The 22,500-nt window shown below is 69.1% G+C and carries 21 protein-coding genes and 8 pseudogenes; 13 read left to right on the top strand and 16 right to left on the bottom strand.

Annotation, left to right across the window (positions count from 1 at the left end; translation table 11 throughout):
- Positions 1-10: 10 nt before the first annotated feature.
- Positions 11-970 carry an alpha/beta hydrolase family protein gene (locus IE272_RS37935; protein WP_229898098.1) on the bottom strand — a complete coding sequence of 320 codons (960 nt, stop codon included), beginning with the start codon at positions 968-970 and terminating at the stop codon, positions 11-13.
- Positions 971-1,055: 85 nt separating this feature from the next.
- On the opposite strand from IE272_RS37935, the gene IE272_RS37930 reads away from it, so the two are divergent.
- A complete protein-coding gene (locus IE272_RS37930; protein WP_190010254.1) occupies positions 1,056-1,643 on the top strand; it encodes a helix-turn-helix domain-containing protein in 588 nt (195 codons plus the stop codon).
- A 14-nt stretch (positions 1,644-1,657) separates the two neighbouring features.
- Here IE272_RS37930 and IE272_RS39025 read toward each other — a convergent pair.
- Positions 1,658-1,801: pseudogene (locus IE272_RS39025) on the bottom strand (transposase); the annotation flags it as partial.
- Positions 1,802-1,898: 97 nt separating this feature from the next.
- On the opposite strand from IE272_RS39025, the pseudogene IE272_RS37925 reads away from it, so the two are divergent.
- The 3 genes and pseudogenes from IE272_RS37925 to thrS all read left to right on the top strand — a co-directional run bounded on the left by IE272_RS37925 (position 1,899) and on the right by thrS (position 5,046).
- Positions 1,899-3,125, top strand: a pseudogene (locus IE272_RS37925) (IS3 family transposase).
- The gene (locus tag IE272_RS37920) at positions 3,122-3,550 is read left to right on the top strand and encodes a hypothetical protein (protein WP_190010252.1); all 429 of its coding nucleotides are present in this window, start codon (positions 3,122-3,124) and stop codon (positions 3,548-3,550) included. The pseudogene IE272_RS37925 and the gene IE272_RS37920 overlap by 4 nt, the downstream one beginning before the upstream one ends.
- Positions 3,551-3,819: 269 nt before the next feature.
- Positions 3,820-5,046 (top strand): threonine--tRNA ligase, encoded by a 1,227-nt coding sequence (gene thrS, locus IE272_RS37915; protein ID WP_190010270.1) that lies wholly within the window; start codon positions 3,820-3,822, stop codon positions 5,044-5,046.
- Between the two features lie 13 nt (positions 5,047-5,059).
- Here the strand turns inward: thrS and IE272_RS39020 are convergent.
- A pseudogene (locus IE272_RS39020) lies at positions 5,060-5,164 on the bottom strand (site-specific integrase); the annotation flags it as partial.
- A gap of 49 nt (positions 5,165-5,213) precedes the next feature.
- Positions 5,214-5,322 (bottom strand): annotated as a pseudogene (locus tag IE272_RS37910) (IS5/IS1182 family transposase); the annotation flags it as partial.
- A gap of 76 nt (positions 5,323-5,398) precedes the next feature.
- Here IE272_RS37910 and IE272_RS37905 point away from each other — a divergent pair.
- Together IE272_RS37905 and IE272_RS37900 are read left to right on the top strand one after the other, a co-directional pair.
- The gene (locus IE272_RS37905; RefSeq protein ID WP_190010279.1) at positions 5,399-5,572 is read left to right on the top strand and encodes a hypothetical protein; all 174 of its coding nucleotides are present in this window, start codon (positions 5,399-5,401) and stop codon (positions 5,570-5,572) included.
- Positions 5,573-5,643: 71 nt separating this feature from the next.
- Positions 5,644-6,042, top strand: coding sequence for a hypothetical protein (locus tag IE272_RS37900; protein WP_229898088.1), 399 nt, complete (start codon positions 5,644-5,646; stop codon positions 6,040-6,042).
- A 9-nt stretch (positions 6,043-6,051) separates the two neighbouring features.
- On the opposite strand, the gene IE272_RS37895 is transcribed toward IE272_RS37900, so the two are convergent.
- Positions 6,052-6,966, bottom strand: a complete 915-nt coding sequence (locus IE272_RS37895) for an IS5 family transposase (RefSeq protein WP_229898111.1) — start codon at positions 6,964-6,966, stop codon at positions 6,052-6,054.
- 577 nt (positions 6,967-7,543) lie between these two features.
- Here IE272_RS37895 and IE272_RS37890 point away from each other — a divergent pair.
- Positions 7,544-8,941 (top strand): PIN domain-containing protein, encoded by a 1,398-nt coding sequence (locus IE272_RS37890; RefSeq protein ID WP_190010245.1) that lies wholly within the window; start codon positions 7,544-7,546, stop codon positions 8,939-8,941.
- Positions 8,942-9,355: 414 nt separating this feature from the next.
- Here IE272_RS37890 and mobF read toward each other — a convergent pair whose 3' ends face one another.
- A complete protein-coding gene (gene mobF / locus IE272_RS37885) occupies positions 9,356-11,326 on the bottom strand; it encodes a MobF family relaxase (protein ID WP_190010243.1) in 1,971 nt (656 codons plus the stop codon).
- A 324-nt stretch (positions 11,327-11,650) separates the two neighbouring features.
- Here mobF and IE272_RS37880 point away from each other — a divergent pair, with 324 nt between their 5' ends.
- Positions 11,651-11,959 (top strand): hypothetical protein, encoded by a 309-nt coding sequence (locus IE272_RS37880; RefSeq protein WP_190010241.1) that lies wholly within the window; start codon positions 11,651-11,653, stop codon positions 11,957-11,959.
- Here the strand turns inward: IE272_RS37880 and IE272_RS37875 are convergent.
- Together IE272_RS37875 and IE272_RS37870 are read right to left on the bottom strand one after the other, a co-directional pair.
- Positions 11,946-12,467: a hypothetical protein gene (locus IE272_RS37875; RefSeq protein ID WP_190010239.1), complete on the bottom strand. Its 522-nt coding sequence runs from the start codon at positions 12,465-12,467 to the stop codon at positions 11,946-11,948. The genes IE272_RS37880 and IE272_RS37875 overlap by 14 nt on opposite strands.
- Before the next feature lie 96 nt (positions 12,468-12,563).
- Entirely contained in the window at positions 12,564-13,169 is a 606-nt protein-coding gene (locus tag IE272_RS37870; protein ID WP_190010237.1) for a hypothetical protein, read from the bottom strand.
- A gap of 140 nt (positions 13,170-13,309) precedes the next feature.
- Between IE272_RS37870 and IE272_RS39255 the strand changes: the two are divergent.
- From IE272_RS39255 to IE272_RS37860, 3 genes and pseudogenes are all read left to right on the top strand, one after another.
- Positions 13,310-13,492, top strand: a pseudogene (locus tag IE272_RS39255) (helix-turn-helix domain-containing protein); the annotation flags it as partial.
- A 133-nt stretch (positions 13,493-13,625) separates the two neighbouring features.
- On the top strand, positions 13,626-14,501 hold the full coding sequence (locus tag IE272_RS37865; protein WP_308433898.1) for an XRE family transcriptional regulator: 876 nt from the start codon (positions 13,626-13,628) through the stop codon (positions 14,499-14,501).
- Between the two features lie 58 nt (positions 14,502-14,559).
- Positions 14,560-14,649, top strand: a pseudogene (locus IE272_RS37860) (telomere-protecting terminal protein Tpg); the annotation flags it as partial.
- Here the strand turns inward: IE272_RS37860 and IE272_RS37855 are convergent.
- The 4 genes and pseudogenes from IE272_RS37855 to IE272_RS37840 form a co-directional block, all read right to left on the bottom strand.
- A complete protein-coding gene (locus IE272_RS37855) occupies positions 14,606-15,406 on the bottom strand; it encodes a hypothetical protein (RefSeq protein WP_190010235.1) in 801 nt (266 codons plus the stop codon). The pseudogene IE272_RS37860 and the gene IE272_RS37855 overlap by 44 nt on opposite strands.
- Positions 15,407-15,459: 53 nt before the next feature.
- Positions 15,460-15,888, bottom strand: coding sequence for a hypothetical protein (locus tag IE272_RS37850; protein WP_143674014.1), 429 nt, complete (start codon positions 15,886-15,888; stop codon positions 15,460-15,462).
- Positions 15,889-16,062: 174 nt separating this feature from the next.
- Positions 16,063-16,776, bottom strand: coding sequence for an AAA family ATPase (locus tag IE272_RS37845; protein ID WP_050363159.1), 714 nt, complete (start codon positions 16,774-16,776; stop codon positions 16,063-16,065).
- 72 nt (positions 16,777-16,848) lie between these two features.
- Positions 16,849-16,997, bottom strand: a pseudogene (locus IE272_RS37840) (IS5/IS1182 family transposase); the annotation flags it as partial.
- A 45-nt stretch (positions 16,998-17,042) separates the two neighbouring features.
- On the opposite strand from IE272_RS37840, the pseudogene IE272_RS37835 reads away from it, so the two are divergent.
- Positions 17,043-17,284 (top strand): annotated as a pseudogene (locus IE272_RS37835) (transposase family protein); the annotation flags it as partial.
- Between the two features lie 112 nt (positions 17,285-17,396).
- On the opposite strand, the gene IE272_RS37830 reads toward IE272_RS37835, so the two are convergent.
- Entirely contained in the window at positions 17,397-18,074 is a 678-nt protein-coding gene (locus tag IE272_RS37830) for a response regulator transcription factor (protein WP_050363158.1), read from the bottom strand.
- Between the two features lie 104 nt (positions 18,075-18,178).
- Positions 18,179-19,960 carry a sensor histidine kinase gene (locus IE272_RS37825; protein ID WP_229898087.1) on the bottom strand — a complete coding sequence of 594 codons (1,782 nt, stop codon included), beginning with the start codon at positions 19,958-19,960 and terminating at the stop codon, positions 18,179-18,181.
- Positions 19,961-20,258: 298 nt separating this feature from the next.
- Between IE272_RS37825 and IE272_RS37820 the strand changes: the two genes are divergently transcribed.
- Entirely contained in the window at positions 20,259-20,951 is a 693-nt protein-coding gene (locus IE272_RS37820; protein WP_050363157.1) for an LURP-one-related family protein, read from the top strand.
- 718 nt (positions 20,952-21,669) lie between these two features.
- Here IE272_RS37820 and IE272_RS37815 read toward each other — a convergent pair.
- Both IE272_RS37815 and IE272_RS37810 read right to left on the bottom strand, forming a co-directional pair.
- The gene (locus IE272_RS37815; protein ID WP_190010233.1) at positions 21,670-22,116 is read right to left on the bottom strand and encodes an ATP-binding protein; all 447 of its coding nucleotides are present in this window, start codon (positions 22,114-22,116) and stop codon (positions 21,670-21,672) included.
- Between the two features lie 11 nt (positions 22,117-22,127).
- Positions 22,128-22,421, bottom strand: a complete 294-nt coding sequence (locus IE272_RS37810) for a hypothetical protein (RefSeq protein ID WP_190010232.1) — start codon at positions 22,419-22,421, stop codon at positions 22,128-22,130.
- Positions 22,422-22,500 lie beyond the last annotated feature (79 nt).

The raw sequence follows: 22,500 nt of genomic DNA, 5'->3' as shown, positions 1-22,500 counted from the left end.
CAGCGCGGGCTCATCCCCGGCCGTGGCCCAGCCACTGGGCGATGTCGGTGATGACGGCGGGGTCGACGTGCTGAGGAGTTCCGTATTCGGTGGGGGTGGATGGTCCTGCGCCGGGGAAGAACAGGTGATCGTCGGTTTCGTAGACACGGATATCGGCTTCCGGGCGGTCAGCCAGGCCCGTCCGCCATCGAACCAGATCGTCGTCGACGGTGACCTGGTAGTCGCGTCCGCCCTGGAGGATGAGCATCGGCTTGCTGAGTTTGGCCGCGATCGCGACCGGGTCGAAGTCACGCAGTTCGAGCCAGTACGGCGCGGACAGGCCGAACGGTAGATTCGTCGCGGGGGTCGAAGGCGTGAGCTCCGCACTGTCGACCAGGGCGGCCTGCCGCTGGAAAGTCTCGATCACCGCGGGTGGGACCTGGTCGGGGAGCAGGGTGGCGAGGTAGCTGACGACGCGGACAGCGGCGTGGTGCATCGGCTGCGTGTCACCGGCCATGATCACCAGGCCCGCCACCGTGGGTTCGGCGACGGCGACGGCGGGGGCGACCTTGCCGCCCATGCTGTGGCCGAGGATGAAGACCCGCTCGGGGTCCACCGAGCGGTGGTTCCGGAGCAGGCCGACCGCGTCGACGGCATGCGGGACGTATTCCTGCGTCATCGTCAGGTCTTGTGCAGCGGCTGCCTCGGGGTGGGCGTAGGTCGCCTTGTCGAAGCGCAGCACAGTTGCCCCGCGGCTGGCGAGTCCCCAGGCCAGGTCCTTGAGCGGTTTGTTCGGCCCGCTGGTCTCGTCGCGGTCGAACGGTCCACCACCGGCAAGCAGCACCACGCCGGGGCCGGGAGCCTGCCCGTGGGGGACGCTCACCGTTCCTGTCACCGTGAACGGGCCGGTGCCGACAATGACTTCGTGCTCGCTAAAGCTACTGGGCTCGGCATAAGGCGGTGGCATCCAGGCGAGTTCCGAGCCGGTCATGGACTCCGTGGCAGCGTTGGCAGGCATCGCGTCACAACCTTTCTCAATATGCGCGAACGGTAGCATGGCATGAGATCATTTCGGGATGGATGCTTTCGAACTCTTGGCACACCCAGTGCGGTTGCGCGTGGTTCATGCGATGCGCGGCGGCAGGGAGCTGACCACCGCCGACCTGTGCGATCGCATCCAGGACGTCTCGAAGGCCACGGTCTACCGGCACGTCGACCTGCTGGCAGCCGGCGGGGTCCTGGAAGTCGCCCTGGAGCGACGTGTGCGCGGCGCGGTCGAGCGCCGCTACCGGCTGCGCCGCGACCGCGCGGGGATCAATATGGACACAGCCAGTTCACTCTCGCCCGACGACCACCGCAGCGCATTCGCCACAGCTCTGGCAGTCCTGACTGCCGAATTCACTGCGTATCTCAACCGCGACACGGCCGACCCGGTAGCCGACCAGGTCGGCTACCGGCAGCATGCCGTCTGGCTCAGCCCCGGAGAACTGCACGGCATGATCGACGGAATGCGCGAAGCGATCGCCCCCCACCTGGCCAACGAGCCGTCACCCGACCGCACGCAGTACCTGATCAGCCCGATCCTCTTCCCTGTCGAAGCGCCGCCGACCGAGACCGGCACCGATAACACCGCCGCGGGCAAGCCAGAGCCCGGGGCCCGGTAGATGAGCCAGCTCGACCACTGCACGCCGGTCCGCACCCGGTACAGGATCCGGTCGATCACCTGCCGGTGATCCCGCCACCGGCCACATCGCCTGTTGCTGACCGGCAGGAACGGCCGCAGCCGTGCCCACGCGGCATTGCTCAGATCACCCCGCCCCATGCCCACAGGAACGACTCGGGAACCCGGCGCCTCCCCCTGAATGGTGGACACGCTGATACTGGATCTGCTTGATCCGGAGGAAGCGAGAAGACCGCCGATGGCGATGAAGGACTACTCGGACGAGTTCAAGGCCGATGCCGTGGCCCTGTTCGAGTCCACACCCGGGGCGACCTACAAGAGCATCGCCGCCGACCTGGGCATCAACAGGAACACCCTGCGGAACTGGGTGCTGCAGGACCGCGAACGCCGCGCGGGGCGCCGGGCCGGCTGCCCGGACCGCCCACGGGACTCCGTCGTCAGATCCGGACGAGCGGGTCCGGCAACTGGAAGCACGGGTCGCCGAGCTCGAGGCCAGTGAGCGCAAGCTCGCGACCGAGCGGGACATACTCCGCAAGGCGGCCAAGTATTTCGCCGGGGAGACGAACTGGTGCGGAGCCGCTTTCAGTTCGTCGACGACCACCGGGACGCCTTCGAGGTGAAGCGGCTCTGCCAGGTCCTGGAGGTGAACAGGTCCAGCTACTACAAGTGGCGGGCCAGCCGCGAGGCTCGGGCAGCTCGCCGGCGGGACGACCAGCGCCTGGCAGCGAAGATCCGCGAGATCAACGCGGAATCCGGCGGCGCCTACGGCTCCCCGCGGGTGACCGCCGAACTCCAGGACCGGAGCATGAACGTCAACGAGAAGCGGGTCGACCGCGTGATGCGGACCTATGCGATCACCGGCATCCGCCTGCGCAGACGCGTCCGCACCACCGTCCCTGACCCGGCTCCCTCCCCGGTCCCGGACCTGTACGAGCGGGACTTCACCGCGGCCGAGCCGGGCCGCAAATACATGGGCGACATCACCTATCTGCCGCTCGCCGACGGCCGGTTCCTCTATCTGGCAACGGTGCTGGACTGCTTCAGCCGGAAGGTCGTCGGCTGGTCCATCGCTGACTACATCCGCACCGACCTGGTCGCCGACGCGCTGCTGATGGCCGCCCGCACCCGCGGCGGCCTGGAGGGTTCCGTCTTTCACTCCGACCACGGAGCGCAGTACGGCTCACGGGCCTTTGCCGGCCTCTGCGACCAGCTCAAGGTGACCCGGTCCATGGGCGCGGTCGGCTCCAGCGCGGACAACGCGGCCTGCGAAAGCTTCCACGCGTCCCTCAAACGCGAGACCCTCCAGGGCGCCCGCGACTACGGCGACCCCGCCACCTGCAGGAACCGGGTGTTCGCCTGGCTGACCCGCTACAACACCCGCCGTCGGCACTCCGCCTGCGGCCACCCCAGCCCCAACGAATACGAACGACGACACCACGCCACTAAACTCACGCTCGCCGCGTGATCAATGACCGCGTGTCCACCACCATGGGGGAAGGCCCCCGCTCGGGCACACCATCGTTCATCACAACCGCAGACCGTACTGGGCGACAACCTCACCCGTGCCCTGAACTGCACCATCAACGTGGTTCGTTCAGTCAACGGGGCATCCGTTGCCCGGCCCTCCAGATGGACCCTCGCCAGAAGCCCCGCCTCATCGAGATCATCCAGAACCTCCGCGACCGCATCCGCGAAGCACGCGCCAACGGCTGGCTCGGCGAGGTCGAGGGACTCCAGGTCAGCTTCGACGCGGCGATGGCCAAGCTCAAGAGCCTCAAGAACATCCCCACCGACGGACGCCCTCAACTGGTCGACCTCGGCATGCCCGTCTTCATCGACGACGCATCACCGATTCAATCGAATGAAGGAGAACCCCGGCCACAAAGCTGATCACCCCGCATCACCGGCCCGCCCCAGGCAGGGCCGCTCTCATCCAGGGGCTGTCCGGCGGATTTCCTGACCGAGGAATGACCGTGTGGACCGCGGTACATCCTGCTAACGTCTGCGACATGAAGCGCGCTGCTATGACGACGACGCCGGAGAGTGTCCCGGCGCGCTGACAGATGATCTGATCCGAAGCCCCGGGGCAAGTGCCCCGGGGCTTCGTCGTAGGCCCGGTCACTTGCTCCGCAACCAGCAAGGAGACCGCGATGACCACCGTGCACGACCACCGCAAGCTCGGCCGTGAACTGGGCCTGTTCGACACCGATCCGCTGATCGGCGCCGGCCTGCCGTACTGGCTGCCCGACGGCGCGGCCGTGAGGCACACCCTGGAGGAGTACATCCGTGCCGCCGAGCGGCGGGCGGGCTACCAGCACGTGTACTCACCGGTACTCGGCAAGCGGGAGCTGTACGAGATTTCGGGGCACTGGGCGCACTACAGCGACGACATGTTCCCCCCGATGGACCTCGGCGGAGAGCAGGTCGTCCTGCGGCCGAGCCTGTGCCCCCATCACGCGGTGATCTACCGCTCCCGGCCCCACAGCTACCGCGAACTGCCCCTGCGGATGGCCGAACTGGGCGGCATGTACCGCTCCGAACTCTCGGGCGTGCTCGGCGGACTGACCCGCGTGCGGGCCATCCAGCTCAACGACGCACACATCTTCTGCACCCTGGACCAGGTCGCCGAGGAGGCGCAGGCGGCCCTGGAGATGATCCGCCAGGCGTACGAGGCGCTCGGCATCACCCCCACTCGGTACCGGCTCTCCCTCCCGGGCCCCGGCGGCAAGTACGTTGCCGCACCCGAGAAGTGGCAGCGCTCCACCGCCCTGCTGACCGACGTCCTCGACCGCTCCGGCCTGCCCTACGAGGCAGCCGAGGGAGAAGCCGCGTTCTACGGCCCCAAGATCGACGTCCAGGTCACCGACGGCGCCGGCCGGGAGTCCACCCTGTCCACCGTCCAGGTCGACTTCCACCAGCCCGAGCAATTCGACCTGCACTACATCGGCGCGGACGGCGCCAAGCACCGCCCGGTCATGGTCCACCGCAGCATCATCGGCAGTGTGGAGCGAGCCGTCGCCCATCTCATCGAACAGCACGGCGGTGCTTTCCCCGCCTGGCTCGCCCCCACTCAGCTGGTCATTCTCCCGATCTCCGACACCGAACTGCCGAACGCCGCAGCCCTCGCCCAACGCTGCACCCGTCTCGGGCTGCGTGCCCAGATCGCGGGACCGGACCGCGGCAGCCTGGGCGCCCGAATCCGAGAAGCCCGCCTGGTTCCCTACCAAGCCGTCATCGGCGCCAAGGAGGCCGTTGACGATCACGTCGCCCTGCGCTTGCGTGACGGACGCCGACTCGACCCGCAGCCGGTCAGTGGCGTACTGACCCGCATCAGCGCTCTCATCGGGACCCACAGCACCGACCTGTGGGCCGACCCCACCTCATAGCAGGGCGCCGAGATCAGCGCCTGCTGTCGCCCAGGGCGAGGAGACCGGTGATCTCCGCGATCGCGTCGGGCGAGGGCTTCAAGTAACGGCGGACGTTCTCCAGCTTCCTGTGTCTCGACGGAGGCTCGGCGGATCACGCTCGGAGGCAGAGTCGGATCGCGGCCACCGAGGCGGTTGATCGTCCGCTCAACCCCGTTGCGACGTTTGTACCTGTTCCTTGTCGAAGCCGGTGGGCCGACCGCCCTTGCTGCCGCAGCGGCGGCGGTTGGCCCGCTCGTTCTTCGTGCGGCTCCACGGTTGCTTCTCCTCGATTCTGGCCGTCTCCTCTTTGGTCCGGAAAAGGACGACCAGAATGATCAAGTGGCTGAACGCGTGCAACGGCACCGACCACCGCAGTCACGATGAACAGAACGCCGCCATCAGCGCCTACATCCGCTGGCGGAACGCGCGCGCTGAGCCGAAGGCCAATTTCGCCCCCGACTCACCCATCCGTACCTGGACCGAATACCCGGCCAAGACTGCGTGACAAGCCACTAGCTCAGACCGCGTTTGAGATCTTCCTGGAACGTCGGTGGCGAGGTGTTCTAGCCTCTGGTGGTGAGCGATGCACGAGTCCCCTTCGTCGGTGACTTCAGAGAGCTTGAGCAGGGCAGCCCAGATGGGCCGTCGCTGCGGTCCGCCGTCAAGGCCGAGGCGTCCGTTAGCGCTCGTGAGCTGGTCAAGTACTTGCGGAGCGGTGCCCTGTTGGCTGCGACAACCACGCTCGTGCGTGACGTTCTCGCACCCGACAACCCTGTGATCGGCGGGCTGCACCTGCTGACGGACGGGCATTGGCTTTGGTACTCGGACCTGGCGCACTACGTCGAGCACTACCACGCGGCGCTCGACCCGCAGTTCATCGCGCATGCGCAGGCCAACGGCTGGACCGTTCCGCAGCTCGATGACGCGGATCTGCTCGCGCTGGAGGCGGTCCTTCTCGGTGACGATACGAACTGAGCCGATCACCTACCAGCCAGTGGCGTGTCCCGCTGCCGAGACCCGGGTGAGCGGCCGGGGACCTGGCCGTGTAGCGGGACCAGTGCGTGTGAGCCGCCGCACCATGATGCCGATCATTGCCCAACGGATCATGGTTTCCGAGCGAGCCGGGCTGGCTTCGTAATCGCGCGCAAGACGACGGTGGGCGGTGAGCCACGAGAAGGTGCGCTCCACCGCCCACCTCTTCGGCTGGACCTGGAATCCCCGCTGGTCGGGGTCCTTTCGGACGATGGCCAGCTCGCGGCCGAGGATCTGTGTGGCCCAGTCGACCAGGCGGCCGGCGAAGCCCTGGTCCGCCCAGATCTTCTTGACACCCGGGTGGTCGAGGCGGGTCCACAGCAGCGGTCGGCGGGCGCCGTCGCGGTCCTGGACACCGGCCGCGACGACGTGGACGGCCAAGAGCAGGCCGAGGGTGTCGGTGACGATGAACCGCTTGCGGCCCTTCACTTTCTTGCCTGCGTCGAAGCCCCTGCTGGAGACGGGGACGGTGTCGGCGGTGCGGACGGACTGCGAGTCGATCAGGCCCGCGCTCGGCTCGGCGTTGCGGCCGTCGGCTTCACGGACCTTGCCGCGCAGGGCGTCGTGAATGCGCTCAACGGTGCCGTCGTCGTGCCACCACGTGAAGTACCAGTACACCGTCGGCCACGGAGCGAAGTCCTTCGGCAACTGCCGCCAAGCACAACCGGTCCGCACCACGTAGAAGATCGCGTCCACGATCCGCCGCCGCGGATGCTTCTCCCGCCGACCACCCTTGGGGCCCACCCGCGCCGGTGGGAGTAACGGCTCCACCAGCGCCCACTGCTCATCCGTCAGGTCCGACGGATACCCACCCCCAACACCGCTCACGGTGAGCTCAACGAACGCCTCAGCAATGGGACACGGCAGATCTCAAACACGGTCTCAGCCCTCACCGTCCGGCAGAACCCGAACGCCACAATGATGATCTCGCAAGCCACTGACATCGAGCAGGAACTTTCGAAGGCATTGCGTTGCGGTGACAGGCGCAGATCCACGACACCTGCGGCAGAACCGGCTCTCATCGAGTGTCAGCCGAGGCAGACTCAAGCGTAATCTCGGTGAGCACGAACACGCAGATCCTGTGCTCCCCGTCGTCGGAGCACGAGGAGGGGATCATTTTCCGGCGCAAGAGCCCTGCCCTGGCCGGAGTCAGCTGCACTCGGGTTCCGGGGCGTCGCCCGGCGCTGGCGCTTCAGTGGCCCGGCGCGGCCGCGGTCGCAGCAACAGTGGCGCGGCGCTCGCTCCGCTGGTCGTGGGCCGAATTCCGGCGATCGCGGCACTGGCGACCACGCCGCCGATGATGGCCCCTGACTGGTACAGAAGCGCTGCAAGGCGAGGGGCCCCTCGCGTCCGTCCACGGTCTGACCATGGCCGACAGCGGACGCTGTCCAGGGGAAACGCGGCCGTGGTCGGGGCGGCAGCAAAAGTGAGCAAGAGGTCATGGGTGGGCCCGACCACGACGAAGGGGGCTGCGTTCGTCCTTGCGCGCCGGGTTCGCTCCTGGCTGGAGGGAGATTTCCAGAACGCCGCGGACGGTATGGGAATCCGGATGTCGGCGGTCACAGAACCTGAAACCCTGTCCGAACACACGGCCTTGAGGAAGACGGAGTCGCTCGCCTTGATCATCTTGGACACAAACATCTTGACGAAGTCCGACATCGCAAGTGCCACCACGGATCTAGTCAAGATCATCAGGGCATCCGGAGTCGACCGCGTAGCCGTGCCGTGGGTGGTACTGGAGGAGCTGACCGCCCATCGGGCGGTGCCGTACCGCGAGAAGTACGAGGCAGCTGAAGCGGCCCTGAGCAGCCTCAGCGAGGGGACACCGTGGCCAATCCACGTAACGCTGCCACAGATGGACCTACAGCGTTTTCAAGAGGAGTGGCGCCGAAAGTGGCTCGACGTAGTCGACATCGTCCCAACCAGCGAGGCTGCACTCAAGCAAGCTTTGATACGAGAGGCAAACCTCCTGCCACCGTGCAAGCAGGTCACCGCCACCGCCGGCGGCGACACGGAGAAAGTAGGGGGCCGCGACGCCGCGATCTGGCTCACAGCGATCGAGTACGCGCGAGACCATCCTGACGAGAAGGTCTACTTCGTCAGCAAAAACACGAAGGACTTCGGCAAGGGGACGGTCTACCCGTACCCCATGAACGAGGACGTTGCGGACTTCGGGGATCGGTTCGTGCTCCTCACATCCTGGTACGACGTTGTAAAAAAGTTCGCGCAACGGGCCGACGATCTCGACGAGGACGCGGTGCGTTCGATCCTCTCGGGCGCCGAAAGCATCAACGCGATTGAGACTGAGGCCTCTCGCCTGATGCTCCTGACGCCGGAGCTAGTAGGGCCGGACTTCGAGGCGACGATGGGCATCTTCGTCGAGGGTGAGGGCACGCTGCTTGGGGCTGAACCCGTACGAGTGGTGGGCTGGGCCTCACTCCCATACGTCGATTTCGACCAGGCAACCGATCTGACCGCCTATCACATCGGGGAACACGTCTGGTGCACAGCTACCGTGCGGTGGATCCTGAGTGGGCCTGCCCTCGTAAGAGACAGCCTTCGAGTTCAGGGCGTTGCCTGTGTATGGGAGACCCGCGTCCTCCTGAGCACGACAAACTCTGACGTACAACTCACCGTCCTGCGCGGGCAGCGCACCAGTGCGCTGTCCTCGGGCCAGCTTCCCGCGCTGTCTCCGGAGGTCGCTGGATACGCCAGTCTCGTCAGCCGTGAACGGCGATGGATGGAACTACAACGCCGCGAGTTCTCCGGCCGCTTGACTCAATCCCGGCTGGAGAAACTCATCGCAGACGCCCGGGCGTCCCCTCAAGAGCCGCTGTTCTGATCCTCTTCGGTGTTGGCACTACCGTCGCCAGGCGGGCGAAGACCCGCTCGAAGCTGGCGTTCGCCCTGCTGCGGCTGCCCGAGGACATCGTCTAGTTCATCGCGGCCGTAAACGGGGTGGCTGGCCCGTGCGCGGACTCCTTCGCACGGGACGAGGTCGGATGCGCGCTGCTGTCCGCGTTGCGGGACTGGGCACGAGACTCCCCAACCACCGGCGCGCTGGGCATCGCCCGCACCATCATCCGATTCATGGTGGACGTCATCCCGGACCCCGATAACGAGGACACCGCCACCACTCTGGAGACGATGCGGGACAAGCAACGGGAACGTGCCCGCACGGCGCACCCCACAGTCGGCGCACACCAGTAGCCGCGCCCTGGCCGCACCGAGTGGAGCCTGGCCGCGCCGGGTGCACTCAGTGGCCGGCTTCTGGCCCGCGGTGTCGGTCCGGCTGCTGGGGGCGGTGCTGTTCCTCCTGGCGCTCCGGGTGCACCGGAGGTGCGGTCTCCCGGCCTGTGTACTTCTTCTTCCTGGCCCGGGCCCCCTCACCGGCCTTCGTCAAGACGGCCGCCAGGTGGCGCAGCTGCTCAGCGGTGAGTTCCAGGGCTTCCAGGTCCGTGCGCGATTGCCTCAGGGCTCGTAGCGCGGTCAGGTCCAGTGCTTCGGGGCGGCCGGGCTTCTGCTCCTGGTCGTCGTTCTCGGGGTCGGCCGGCTCGGGTGCGAGCAGCTGCTCGGGCATCGCCGCCTGCTGATGCCGGGCCACGTCGTACGCCCGGCCCCGCACGACGGTGGCGGTCGTGGTGGTGCGCAGTTGCTCGCGCACCACCGCGCCGGCGAGGACGGCTCGTTCGTACTGGAGCGGGATGCGGGGGATCTCCCACTCCCCCGCGTCCTGGCCCGGGGGCCGGGGCGCAGGCGGCTCGCCGGGATCGGCCGGGGGTTGCCGGTCCGGGTCGGGTGCGGGGGTGGGTGGGCGGCGGCGGGCGGGGAGGTCGGCGAGGTTCCACCGGGCGGTGTAGAGGCGGTAGCCGGCTTCCAGGCCGCGTACGGTCTTCGGCTCGCTGATGTCCAGGCAGTGGGCGGAGATGGCGGCGGCCACGACCTGGTCGTCCAGGCCCGGCTCGCGGCGGCGGCCGCGCAGGACCAGGGCTAGGTGACGGCGGGCCTCGGCGAGCAGATGACGACGATGGAAACGCCCGCCGCCGTTCATCACGAACACCGTCGCGGCGACACCGACAGCCGCCAGGGCGACATCGACCACGGCCGTGACCCGGGCCCGGATCACGGCGGCCGCGGCACGGGCGTACTCGAGGAGGGAGGAGATGACGTCGGCGGCCACTCCGGAGGTGAGGATCGCGCTCTGCTTCCAGTCAACGCGCAGCTGCGCGAGCGACCGGGCCTTGCCCTTCTTGGGCGGGCGGGTCTTGCGGGCGGCGATCCGCTCCAGCTTGGCTCGGGCGCGCTCGGAAACCACGGGCAGGAACCGCGGTTCGCCGTCGTCGTCGACGGCGGTGACGTACTCGTGCTCCAGCTCCGAAAGGCAGGTGGCGATCTGGTCGCTGCGCCGGGCGGTCCAGCGGATCAGCTCGTGCGGCACCCCGGCGATCTCCATCACCGGCCGGCGCCCCGGAGTGACGGTGCGCGGCTCGGTCGCCAGCCCGAGCTCCTCGCAGACCTCGGCGGCCACGAGCTCGTTGTAGAGCGCGGACGCGGCGACGGTGTTCTCGTACAGGGCTGTGGTGTGGATCGAGCCCCATGTGCCGTCCAGGCGCTGGCCCTTCACGGACAGCATCAGATGGTCATGGAGCAGCGGCATTCCGGAGCGGGCCTCGTAGTGGCGGAAGCGGGCGGCGACCAGACCGCCGGGCGGCCTCACCCGGTAGATGCCGTCCGTGCCGTACCGGACCACCGCGACCTCGTCCTCGATCCACTCCAACACCTGCACGATCGCCCGCTCGTGCGCGGCCTCGATCACCAGACGGGTCTCCTCATCCCCCAGCGCCCACAACAGGTAGATGCTCGGCTGTGGGCGGAAGACGAAGTCGACCCCGGTGACCATGACCCGGCGTCCGAGGGCTCCGGCCTTGAACGCCTTCTCCGGGGAGTCGCCCGCAGCGAGCTGGTCGGCCTCGATGCGGTCCGCGTACGGGTGCCGGCCCCGCTCGCCGTACAGGTTCCGCAGCTGCTCCTCGGTGACGTCCTCGCCCGGAGCGAGTCCGAGCGCGGCCAGGCCGCGGCCCATCCAGCGCCCGGCCGGGACACCGGCCTGCTCCTGGGCGGCGCGCATCGGCGTGCGGGCCGGGCGGCGGCCGTCGCCGACGACGGTCTGACGCAGGTAGTAGCGGTACATCTGACCGGCCCGGACAACCCTGATATCCACTGTCACCAGGACCACGCCACACAACTCTGAACTGCAGGGAAAGACCAGTCAGCGAGGTGTCCCGCCGGGCGGGAACAGCGGCCGAACTTCTCTTCTCAGGCGCCCGTCAGGCGGGAAGCGGTCCTGTGCCGGATGCCCATGTCATCACTCTCCGGCAGTCCTCACTTCCCGGCAGTCCTCCCTTCACCGCCCGAGCGACACCAACGAACACAACCGGGCACCACTGCTGAGCACCACCCGGTGCCTAAGAACGAACACCACCAACAAGCACCGCCCAACAGCCCCTGTCGACAGCCGGGGGCTTCGTCGTGCTGCCCGGAGGAAACCACCATGCCCACCTTCGAGACACTCCCCCGCTTCACCGCCGACCTCCAGCACCTCACCCCTGCCCAGCGCCGGCGCTTCCGCCGCGTCGTCCTGGACGCCTTCGTGCCCGACCTGCGCACCGGCCGCCACTTCCGCCCCGGCCTACGGATCAAGGGCGTCCGCCGTGCTCCGGGCGTCTACGAGATCACCTGGTCCATGGGCTCCGGCCCCGCAGGACGCGCCACCTGGCAGTACGGGCCCGAGGTCTACCCCGGCATCCCCCACGTGATCTGGCGCCGCGTCGGCACCCACGACATCCTCACCGGCCCATGACTCCGGGCGAGTTCAGCGGCGCAGAGAGTCGCTGAGTAGGCGCCGGCGGCCTTCGTTCTCGGGCAGCCCGAGGCCGGGGCCGATCAGAGTTCCAGACCTCGCGTCGGCCTCGTGCCCCGTACGCCGCCGCATAGCCGGCTTCCGCGATGACGTGCTCAAGTCTGCTGATCGCCCGCAGCGCGGCCAGCGGCGCGTCGCCGGCGAGCCTGTCGAGCTCCTGCTCGACCTGGTCCAGGAGCGCGACGAGCACGTCGGGAACCGGGACTGCGCGGGCTTCGACGTCGTCAATGTGCCGGGCCCAGTCGTCCTTGAGCTGCCTGGTGTCGTAGAGGTGCGGGGCGTTCCGGTCCACGTCCTCCCAGCTGAGCGGGTAGCTGGTCTCGCCGCGCCAGCCGCACGAGCACGCTCCGCGAAGGCTGGTCGCCCGCGGCCTGCGCAGTTCACCCGAGTAGATCCACCAGTCGTTGCTCTCGTGGAAGTTCGAGCCGCTGCCTCCGTCGAGCAGCACCGTTGCCGGTTCGATCCCGTCGGTCAGGAGGGGGCACGGAAAGCGGCGCGCCCGGGTTCCGGCCGCGCCGCTGTCGAGCTGTGGTCAGCCCCCGGGTCAGTGGAGCTTGTTGACGGCGGTCTTCGTCGTGGTGCGGAAGGCGGTCAGCGGGGCGTCCTCGAGGTCGCCCATCTGGCCCCAGCGGACGAGGGTGACGGTGCGGCCGTCGCGGCCGACGGAGAACAGGTGGATGTCGGAGATGCCGATCTGCGGGTCGGCGGTGTCCAGGCTGTAGACCCAGGCGCCCTCCTCGACGGCGAGCTTGCCGTGGGAGGCGCTGACGGCCTGCAGGCCCGGGTTCTGCTGCTCCAGCAGGGTGCCGCAGCCGGCGAGGGCCCCGCGGAGGGTGTCGACCAGCTTCACGGCGTCGGCCTCGGTACGGGCGACGGTGGTGACCTGGACGCCGTTGGTGTCGAGCTCGGTGCTGAACTCGCGGTAGCGGGTGTTCTGCGCCGGGATCTTGTACGGGGCGCAGAGGACGCCGCCGTTCTCCGGGACGCCAGTGAAGACCTGGGTGGCGGTCCACGGCGTCGACGACGGCGGCATCTGGGCGGCGGCGAGGAAGGCGGGCTGGGCAGCGGCCTGCGCCGGGGCTGTGGCGAGGGCCGCGAGGCCCAGTGCGGCAGCGGCTGCGGTGGCGAGTGCGGTGCGGAGCTTGTTCACGGTGGAGGAACCCCCGTCGGGTCGTTCGTTCGGTCAGTGCTCAACCAGCGTGGGGCCGGCGCCCGCCGACTGCAACGATCACGCGCCCACCAGCCGTCCCGAACCCATTCCACCCCCGCTGACGTGCAAGGACGTGAAGGATGGGACGCAGGGCCGAGGGGGATGGAATGCCGAAGGACGCCGCCGTCGAGGAGTTCGCGGGGCTCGTGCGCGCGCTGAAGGCGCGGGACGGGAGAAGTTACGAGGCGCTGGGCCGGCGGCTGAGCGTCAGCGCGTCCACCCTCCACCGCTACTGCTCGGGCGCGACCGTCCCGGAGGAGTTCGCCGTGGTCGACCGCCTCACCCTGCTGTGCGGGGCGGACGAGGAGGAACGGCGGGCCCTGAAGGCGGCCTGGACGGAGGCGGGACCGCGCCCGCCGCCGAGCGGCCTCGCCCGCGCCCACGCCTGTGCCGGCCGTGTCGGCCGCGCCGGAACCAGGCCCCGGCCCCGCGCCGGATCCGACCGCGCCGGAGCCGCCCCGCGCCCGCCCCCGCCCCCGTCGTGGCGCCCCCACTCCCCTCCTCGTCGCCGCCGCGGTCGCCCTCGTCCTGCTCGCCCTCGCCGCCGCCCTGCTCGGCCACCCCACCCGTACGGCTTCCGCCCCCGCTCCCGCTTCCACCGCTCCGGGGCGGACCGCGGCCCCCCTCCCCTTTACCTGGAGCATCGGTTCCCAGCTCTGGGAGGGCGACTGCGGGCACACCTACCTCGTGGACCGGGCCCCCCGCGCGGTCGCCCAGCCGCCGATCGCGGCCGACTCCGGGGCGTGGGCCGGGACGCACGGTGCCGTGCACGGCGGGGAAGCGGTGGTGCGGATCACGGTCCAGGGCCGGTCGCCGTCCGACGCCGTCGTCCTCCATGCCCTGCACGTGCGCCTGGTCGACCGCGCCGCGCCGCTGCCGTGGAACGCATACCGGATGGACCACGGCTGTGGCGGCGCCTTCACCCCGCGCCACTTCGCCGTGGACCTCGACCGGCCGCGCCCGCTCGCGAGGCCCGTCGACGGACTTGACGCCTCCGGCGCCGAGGTCCGGAAGATCCCGGCCGTCTCCTTCCCGTACAAGGTCACCTCCTCCGACCCCGAGGAGCTGCTGGTCTCCGCGCGGACGGCGGGCTGCGACTGCCGCTGGTACCTGGAGCTGGAGTGGAGCGCCGGGGGCCGTACGGGGGCGGTGCGGATCACGGACGGCGGGAAGCCGTTCCGCACGAGCGGGACCAGGGGGAGGCCGGCGTACGTGCACGACTCCGTCGAAGGGCGCTGGATCACAGATTCGGACTCTGGACAGACCGGGTGACCGATGAGCAACCCCGGATACCGTGCCACCCACAGCAGCGAGCGGGAGAACGGCGGCGATGAGCCTGATCGGAGACGGCCTGGACGCCGCCGTGCAGAAGGCGTTCACCCGCCCACCACCCAAATCCGCGGGCGCTCAGATGCGATACCACAGCGAAAAGCCCTGCGGCCGGGTGAGCTGGAGGAGCGGCGCAATACGCTCCTGACCGGGTCGTCGGCATCGCGCAACAAGGGGACGCCGATCTCAACGACCGGGAGCGCGGGCACCGTGAAGACTGCCGGCCCGCTGTCGAGGATGGGGTCGTACTTCTCCATGACGAAGAGGTACCCGACCCAGGAGACCGCGGCCACCAGGAGGATGACCACTGCGGCAATGATCAGTTTCCAGACGCTGGGGCCCGGGTCGGCCCGGATGCCGGCGGCGAACACCGCTCCCGCAGTCCAGGCTGCTGCTGCCAGCACGAGGAAAGCGAGAGTGTCGCGGCCCGGCCTGATCTCCCCGATGGGAACGGGATCCGGCGGGCGCGGCCGGTACGGGTCCGGTGGCATGCCGTCGGGCTTCGGGCGGGCAGGGGTGGACTCCTGCGGTGTGGCGGTCTGCTGGGCTGCTTCGGTCGCCTGTCTCGCGGCGCGGGCTGCGAGGGCGGCGTCGAAGCCTGTGGCCTGCGTTGACACCCCGGAAATGGTGTGGGCCTGCTCCTCGACGAACCGCTGGTTCTGCTTGCGCAGCACGCCGACTTCCAGCTGCTGCAGACGGGCCTGCTCGCGCTGCTCGGAGAGTTCCGCCTCGACCTGGTGGATGTAGTCCTGGGCATGGCGCAGGCTCTCGTCCTGGGCGTGGACCTGTTCCTGAAGGAGTGCTCGTGCGCCTTCCGTGGTCCGCGCGTGGTGGAGGGCCTGGGCCAACTGCCCGGTGAGTTCGCGGACCTGCGTTCGCGGACGTCGGCGGGCCGGGATGGTCAGTCGCGGTCGGTGGTGCCGGCGCGGGGCCGGTTGCGGGCCCACTTCTTGAGGTCGCCGGCGCGGTAGAGGAATTCGGCGCCGCGTTTGTCGACGGGGCCGGGGAAGTCCGGGTCGTTGTGGCGGGCCCAGCGCAGCGCCTCGAGGCTGGTGACGATGTCCGACAGGTGGTTGTCGTACGCCTCGCGCAGGCCGACCACCGCGTTGTCCGGGTCGGAGGCCGGGGCGGGTTCGCCGGGGTCGGCGGCCGGGGTCGGCGGTGGGAGGCTCCGGGCGTCGGCGAGGACGTCCCGGTCGGCGGCCGGGTCGACGACGGGCGTGGGCGGGATCTCGGGTGCGCTGGTGTTCCAGGCGTCGGTGAGCAGGTCGGTGACCGGGGCGGGCGTCTTCTGCAGGCCGGTCGTGTTCTTGGCGTGGACACCGGACATCGCCCATTCACGGGCCTCCGCGTTCGACAGGTTCAGGAGGCGATCGGCGAGCCCTGAGCTGCGGATCTGTGGATGTGACGACGCAGCACAGTTGGCAAATCAGCACGCCTGTTGGCAAACGCCGAGAGCCGGGTCTTCTGCATCGCCCATGTGACGGGGGCTGAGGGGGCCCGCCTACGGTTCGACGATGTGCCGCAGATAGGTGTGCGGGTCGGCGAGATAGCGGCGCCAGTGATCCACGACGCCGAGCTCCCGCCAGGCGACCCTCCGCATACCGTGTTCACCGACCTCGATGATGTCCGCGCCCGGCAGTGCGGTCAGCAACGGGGAGTGCGTGGCACAGATGACCTGGCCGCCCTCCTTGGCCAGCCGGTCGATGTGCCCGATCAGCTCAAGACACGAAGAGAAGGAGAGCGCTGCCTCCGGCTCGTCGAGAACATAGAGCCCGGCGTGAAGGAACTTCCCGCGGAACGCCGCGAGAAAACCCTCACCATGGCTGACATAGTCCGGCGAGAACCCCTCCCTGCCCAGGGCGTCCAGCGCGGTCTCGGCCCGCAGGAAGAAGCCCTTGCGGGCTGACCAGTTGGTGACCATACGGCGCCCGCGCCCCGAGGCGGCGTCGAATTTCATACGCTCGCCAAGGGTCGACTTGCCGCGCGGGGAAGCGTAGCTCCAGTCGTGGGAGCCGCCGTAGGAGTCCAGGCCGAACCCCTCCGCCAACGCCTCGACCAGGGTCGACTTCCCCGAGCCGTTCTCACCGACCAGAAAGGTCACCGGTGCGGTGAACCGCAGCCCTTCGTTGAGCAGCTGTCGGACGCAGGGCACCGACCAAGGCCAGGTTTCCTCGTCGTACGAGGAGAGATGGGCATACGCGCGTTCGATAATCACGCAACCAGTGTCGCCCGGACTCGGAAAGCGTACGTGCACCGTGTAGCCGGCGTCAGTGAGCCTTTTCCAACCTCAGCTTGAGGTGTGGTGAAGGGCGAGGACGGCCTTCACGATGGGGGTGATGCGGTTGGTGCTGCATCGGAGCTTGCGGAGGAGGCGCCAGCACTTCAGGGGGCCATGGCCTGCTCGCCGAGGCAGCGGATCTTGGCATGGCTGCTGTTGTGACGGCGTTTTCCATCGCTTGAGACGGCGGCCCCGGAGCGGGACTGCTGCCGATCGACCGCATCGCCGCCGACACCGGGTACTACTCGGGCAAGCACAAAACGTCCAGGTCCTCACCGACCCCTTCGGGCGCCTGCTGTGGGCCTCCCCGGCGTTGCCCGGCTCGACCCACGATCTGACCGCTGCCCGGAAGCACGGAATCATCGAGAACTTCGCCGAGGCCGGACTCAAATGTTGGGCGGATAAGGCGTACCAAGGGGCCGGCGGGACCGTTCGGGTCAAGCACGCGAAGCTCCTGGCAGGCGCGGGTGATCTTGGTCGAGAACCCGTCTATCAGGAGCTTCGTCGTTGTGCAGGCGCGTCCAACTCGCTTTCACAGCTGCGAGGTTGGAAAGGAATCAGTGCCCGCCCGGCTGAAGTCCCCCCGGCTGGAGCCCGGCGTCGCGGGCGAGGAGGGCGGCCTGGACGCGGTTGTCGCAGTCGAGCTTGGTGAGGATGCGGCTGACGTACGTCTTCACCGTGGCCTCGCTCATATGCAGCCGCCGCCCCGCGTCCGCGTTGGAGAGCCCCTCCCCGAGCAGGGCCAGCACCTCGCGCTCCCGGGTGGTGAGCCCGTCGAGCCGGCGCCGCGCGGCCTCCCCGCGCGTGGTGGCCCCGGTGGCGGAGAGCGCGTCCGCCACATGCCGGGTGGCCGCGGGTGAGAGATACGCGTTGCCCGCCGCCGCGGCCCGCACCGCCTGGATCAGCTCGTCGGGCGCGGAGTCCTTCAGCAGGAACCCCGCACCGCCGTGGCCGAGCGTCCGCAGTACGTTGTCCCGCTCGCCGAAGGTGGTGAGGATCAGGACCCGTACCTTCGGCGCGGCGCGGCCGAGCTCGACCAGCGCCGTCAGCCCGTCCATCACCGGCATCTGGATGTCCAGCAGCGCCACGTCGATCCCGCCGCCCCGGGCCTTCTCCACCGCCTCGCGGCCGTCCCCGGCCTCGGCTACCACGTCGATGTCGTCGGCCGAGGTGAGGATCATTCTGATGCCGGCCCTGATGAGCGGCTCGTCGTCGGCGACGAGGACCCGGATCACACAGCCTCCTGCGCGGTGTCGATCATGACGTTGTCAAGGAGAACGGACGGAGTGGCCCCGCCATCATGCCCTGTACGGGCCGACCCGCCGCACGGAGCCCGGCATCACGTCGCCTTGTACGTCTCCTTGGAGACCAACTTCCCGTCCTGGAAGCAGAACCGGAAGACGGTGAGGAAGTCGACCCCCTGGTCGTCCTCGGAGGCGAAGTGGCGGCACGTCGCTCCGTCGGGCAGCTTGGGCCCCTGGTCCGCCAGGTCCGAGGTGAGCCACGAGTCCTCTTCGGGGAGCCTGGCCCGGATGTCCGCCTCGGCGTCCCCGACCTTCGCCGCCTCGTAGACGCTCGGCGAGATCTCCGCCTTCTTCACCTCTTCCGTCATGACGCCGATCCCCCAGACAGCCAGGCCGATGACGCCCGCGACGAGGACGACGGCGGTGACGGCGCAGCCGATGGCGACGTTCTTCCTGGTACTCATGATGGTGGTGAACTCCCTCTGTGGATCGGCCCCGTTGATGACCGTTCCACCGTCGTCCACCGCCCCCGGACGCCACTGCCCCCGAACGTCGCGAGCCGGTACGACGGAGGTCGCGCCGTACGGCCCCGCGCCCCGGGCACCGCTCCCCGCCCCGTGTCCCCCGAGGTGCCCCGCCCGGCCCTCCGCCCCGCTTCCCGCCTTGCTCTCCTCCCCGTACGGCAGCATCCCCGCGATCCGGAAGCCGCCGTCCTCGGTGGGCCCGGTGTGCACCATGCCGCCGACCCGGCCGACCCGCTCGCGCAGCCCTTTCAGCCCCTGGCCGCCGCTGATCTCCGGCGGCACCTCGGGCGCTCCGCCCGGCACGGGCCCGTTGGTGACCTCCACGACCAGGCTGTCCAGTTCGTACCGCAGGGCAAGGCGTATCGGGGCGCCCGGCGCGTGCTTGTGAGCGTTGGTCAGCCCCTCCTGGACGATGCGGTACGCCTCGTGGTCGGCGGCGGGCGCCAACGGCCGCCGGACACCGCTCCGGGCCAGCGACACCGCCGTGCCCGCGCCCCGGGACGACTCGACCAGGCCGTCGATGGCGGCGGTGTTACGGGGCGCGTACGGTACCGAGGCACCGTCGCCCACCGACTGCCGCTGATGCCCCTGGTAGTGCTGCTCGTTCTGTTGCTCCCGATGCTCCGCCTCGTCGTGGAGCACCCCCACCGCCGCCCGCAACTCCGCCATCGCGGTGACGGAGGCGCCCCGGAGGATCTGTACGGCCTCTCGCTGGCTCCCGGTCAGCTCCGGGTCGACCTGGAGGGCGCCCGCGTGCACGGCGATCAGGGCGAGCTGATGGCCGAGGCTGTCGTGCATGTCATGGGCGATGCGGTTGCGCTCCAGCAACCGCGCCTCACGGGCCACCATCGCCTGCTCGCGCTTGAGTTGCTGATTGTTCTGCCACAACGCACCGAGCAGCCGCCGCCGTTGGTCACGGTAACGGCCGACGAGGGCCGGCACCACGGCCAGGGTCAGAAATGTCACGACGTTCCACCCGAGGGTGACGGGCAGCACGGGCGCGGCCCCCGAGGTGATGTCCTGGTACAGATCCGGGACAGTGTGTAGCACACACGCGGCCCCGAACGCGGCGGCCACCCGCCAGGGTTCCGTGATCCGCCGCCCCGCCGACCAGGCGGCGCAGACCAGCAGCACGGAGGCCATGACGTTCCACCCCCCAGCCAGCGGAGCGGAGAGGATCAGGACGGTCGCGGGCAGCGCGTGGCGCGCGGGCGCCAGCAGGGCCATCACCCCGGCGAGGAGAACGGTCCGCGCGTCGAGCGTGTCCACCCACGCGCCGAAGCCCGTGGCGAGCCCGGCGAGGGTGACGGCGAGCACCGCCTCCCCGACGATACGGGCGGGGCTCCAGAGCACACCGCCGCTCAACCGCCGCTGGAGGCCCCGAACGGCGAGCCCGGCGGAACGTACCCGCCGATCTCCCACATCCATACCTGCTCTCACATCCACATCCACTTCCCTGTCCGCATACACCGGACCGACGGTAGGACCCCCGGAAGAACGCGTGCATCGGCCGAGCGTCGTGCCACCGTACGACGAAAGTTGACACCTTTCGTCGCCCGGGATCGCGACTTCCGGAGACTGCGCCGGGCCGGTCGCGCGGCCGACGATGGACGGACCGAAACGGGGCCACGGGGACAACGGGAGATGCCACATGGACAGCACGGGCACGGAGTCGAGTGCAGGAACGGGCGCGGAGAAGGGCAAGGTCGCCGTCAGCCTCACCAAGGCCACCCCGGCCCCCACCACTGCGGAAGCACCGGACATCCAGTCCCACGACACCTTCGTCATCAAGAAGAAGCTGAGCCTCACGGCCGGTGAGTACGTGGTGAGCGTGGCCCGGCCGGACGGCTCCGAGGGCGAGCCCGTCGCCTACGCACGCGAGAAGCGGCTGTCGCTCAGGGGACAGGTGACCGTCTATACGGACGCGTCCAGGAAGTCCGTTCTCGCCGACTTCAAGGGCCGCGACCACGAAGTGGGCTACATGTACGACGTCCGGGACGCTTCGGGCCAGTCCTTCGGGTCCTTCTACGAGGACGCGGGCGGGTCTTTCCTCCGCAGGACATGGCAAGTGCGGCAGCCGGGGACGATGAAGCTGACCGGACGCGAGCGCAGCCGGGTGGTGGCCTTCGTCCGGTTCGTCTGGGAGTTCGTGCCGTATCTCGAATACGTGCCGTTCATCTGGCCGTACCGCTTCAAGTACACCGAGAGCGGCAAGCCGCTGATGACCGTCACCAAGAAGCTGGGGCTGCACACCCGGTACGTACTCGAGATCCTCGCGCCCGACATCGACCGCCGCCTCGCCATCGCCCACACGCTGGCTCTGGACGCCCTGGAAGTGGACTGACACGTACATCACGCCCGCTACGGCGATACAAAGCCAGGTATGTCACGGAGCGGCGTTGCGCGTCGCGTTGCCGACAGGCCACAGGCTCAGGTGCCGGCGGGATGAGCGAGCAAGGGCTGCGCGAACCGCGCAGAAGCGTTCCGCCTGACGGTGAGCGGTGAAGGAGCCGCGGTAGGAGGGATGCAGGCCGGAGCTCCGGCCTGGGTGCGTGAAAGCTCCGGCCTGGGTGCGCGAAGCCGGTTGACGAACCCGCTCGGAACGCTCATGCGGGTTTGTCAACGACCCTCAACAGCGCTGCGGCGACGGAACCCAGTGCTCTCGCCTCGTTTCCGGCTGTACGCGAACGCCGACGTCACCGCCGAGCTGTGGCGGGAGCACGATCCAGTGAGCCCTTTCCAACCTGGCAGCTTTGACCGCGAGTTGGACGCTTCCGCACAACGACGAAGCTCCTGGTAGACGGGTTCTCGACCAAGATCACCCGCGCCTGCCAGGAGCTTCGCGTGCTTGTCTACCCGTCTTCGTCATCTCCTCCCCCTGCGGAGGCGATCGCTGAGGGAGGGACAGATGTCCCGAGGCTTGGACGGCCGCTGGCGGTAGACGGGACCGTCAGCAACGTTCGCATCACGGAGTACCGCCCTGTTGGCGCAGGTGCTTGGTGAGGGGATCTGGACCACGCTGACGTTCCTGACCTTGGCGCAGATGGCGTACGCCCTGCTGGTCAGGTGGTGCCATCGGGCTTGAGAATGTGGTCCGGCGCGGGGTATCCAGGCGGGACGAAGCAGGCGGTCACGGTCTTTCCGTCTCGTTGTGGATGATGTTCCCAGCTGTCGGACAGTGCCTTGACGATCGCGAGGCCCCGGCCGCCGGTTGCATCAAGGCCCCGGTCGGCCGGGGTCGGCGGGTTCGGGCTGGCGTCGTGAACGCTGACGTGGAGGCAGGTACTGTCCCAGGTCAGGACAAGCTGGGCATCGCTATGAGCGTGCTTGTGCGCGTTTGTAATGAGTTCGGTCACTGTCAGAAGCACCGAGTCCACCAAATCGGGTGCGCTCTGCGCCCATTCCAGCGATTCGAGATGTCCCCGCGCCCAGCGGCGCCCGGCCCGTGCCCCTTGGGACATGGGGAAGGACTGCGCCCAGCCCACCGCCCTCATCTCAGAATCGGCCACGCCGGTGCCTCTCATTCGTTCATCAAGGGGGCCAGGGTCGTTCGTCGTCTTCCGCCACCTCTCCTACCCGACTCCTCCTGTTGGACCCGTCCCTCCTCCAACTCGCGGGAGGCGGTCGCGTCGCGGCGGGGGTTGCCGATCGCCTCCAGGAGCGGCTGGGGCCGGTTACGGCCGAAGCGGTAGAACACCGGACCCGTCGGGCCGTGCTCGCGCAGGTTCCGCAGCCCGACGGCGACGATCGGGACCTTGCCGTCGTAGAGGTGATGGCCCCCGCGCTGCCGGTCTCCCTGCCGTGCAGCCGCCATGGCCTCCTCAGCCGGCCCTGAAGGCCAGGCAGCGGCCCCCTGAGAGGGCGACGGGGCTGTGGGGCGGTCGTTCAGCCCG

Origin of the sequence: Streptomyces anulatus (assembly GCF_014650675.1) — a bacterium.
GTDB classification, from domain to species: Bacteria; Actinomycetota; Actinomycetes; order Streptomycetales; family Streptomycetaceae; genus Streptomyces; species Streptomyces anulatus.
Note: the sequence above shows the minus strand (reverse complement) of the source record. Positions and strands in the feature narration are given on the sequence as shown.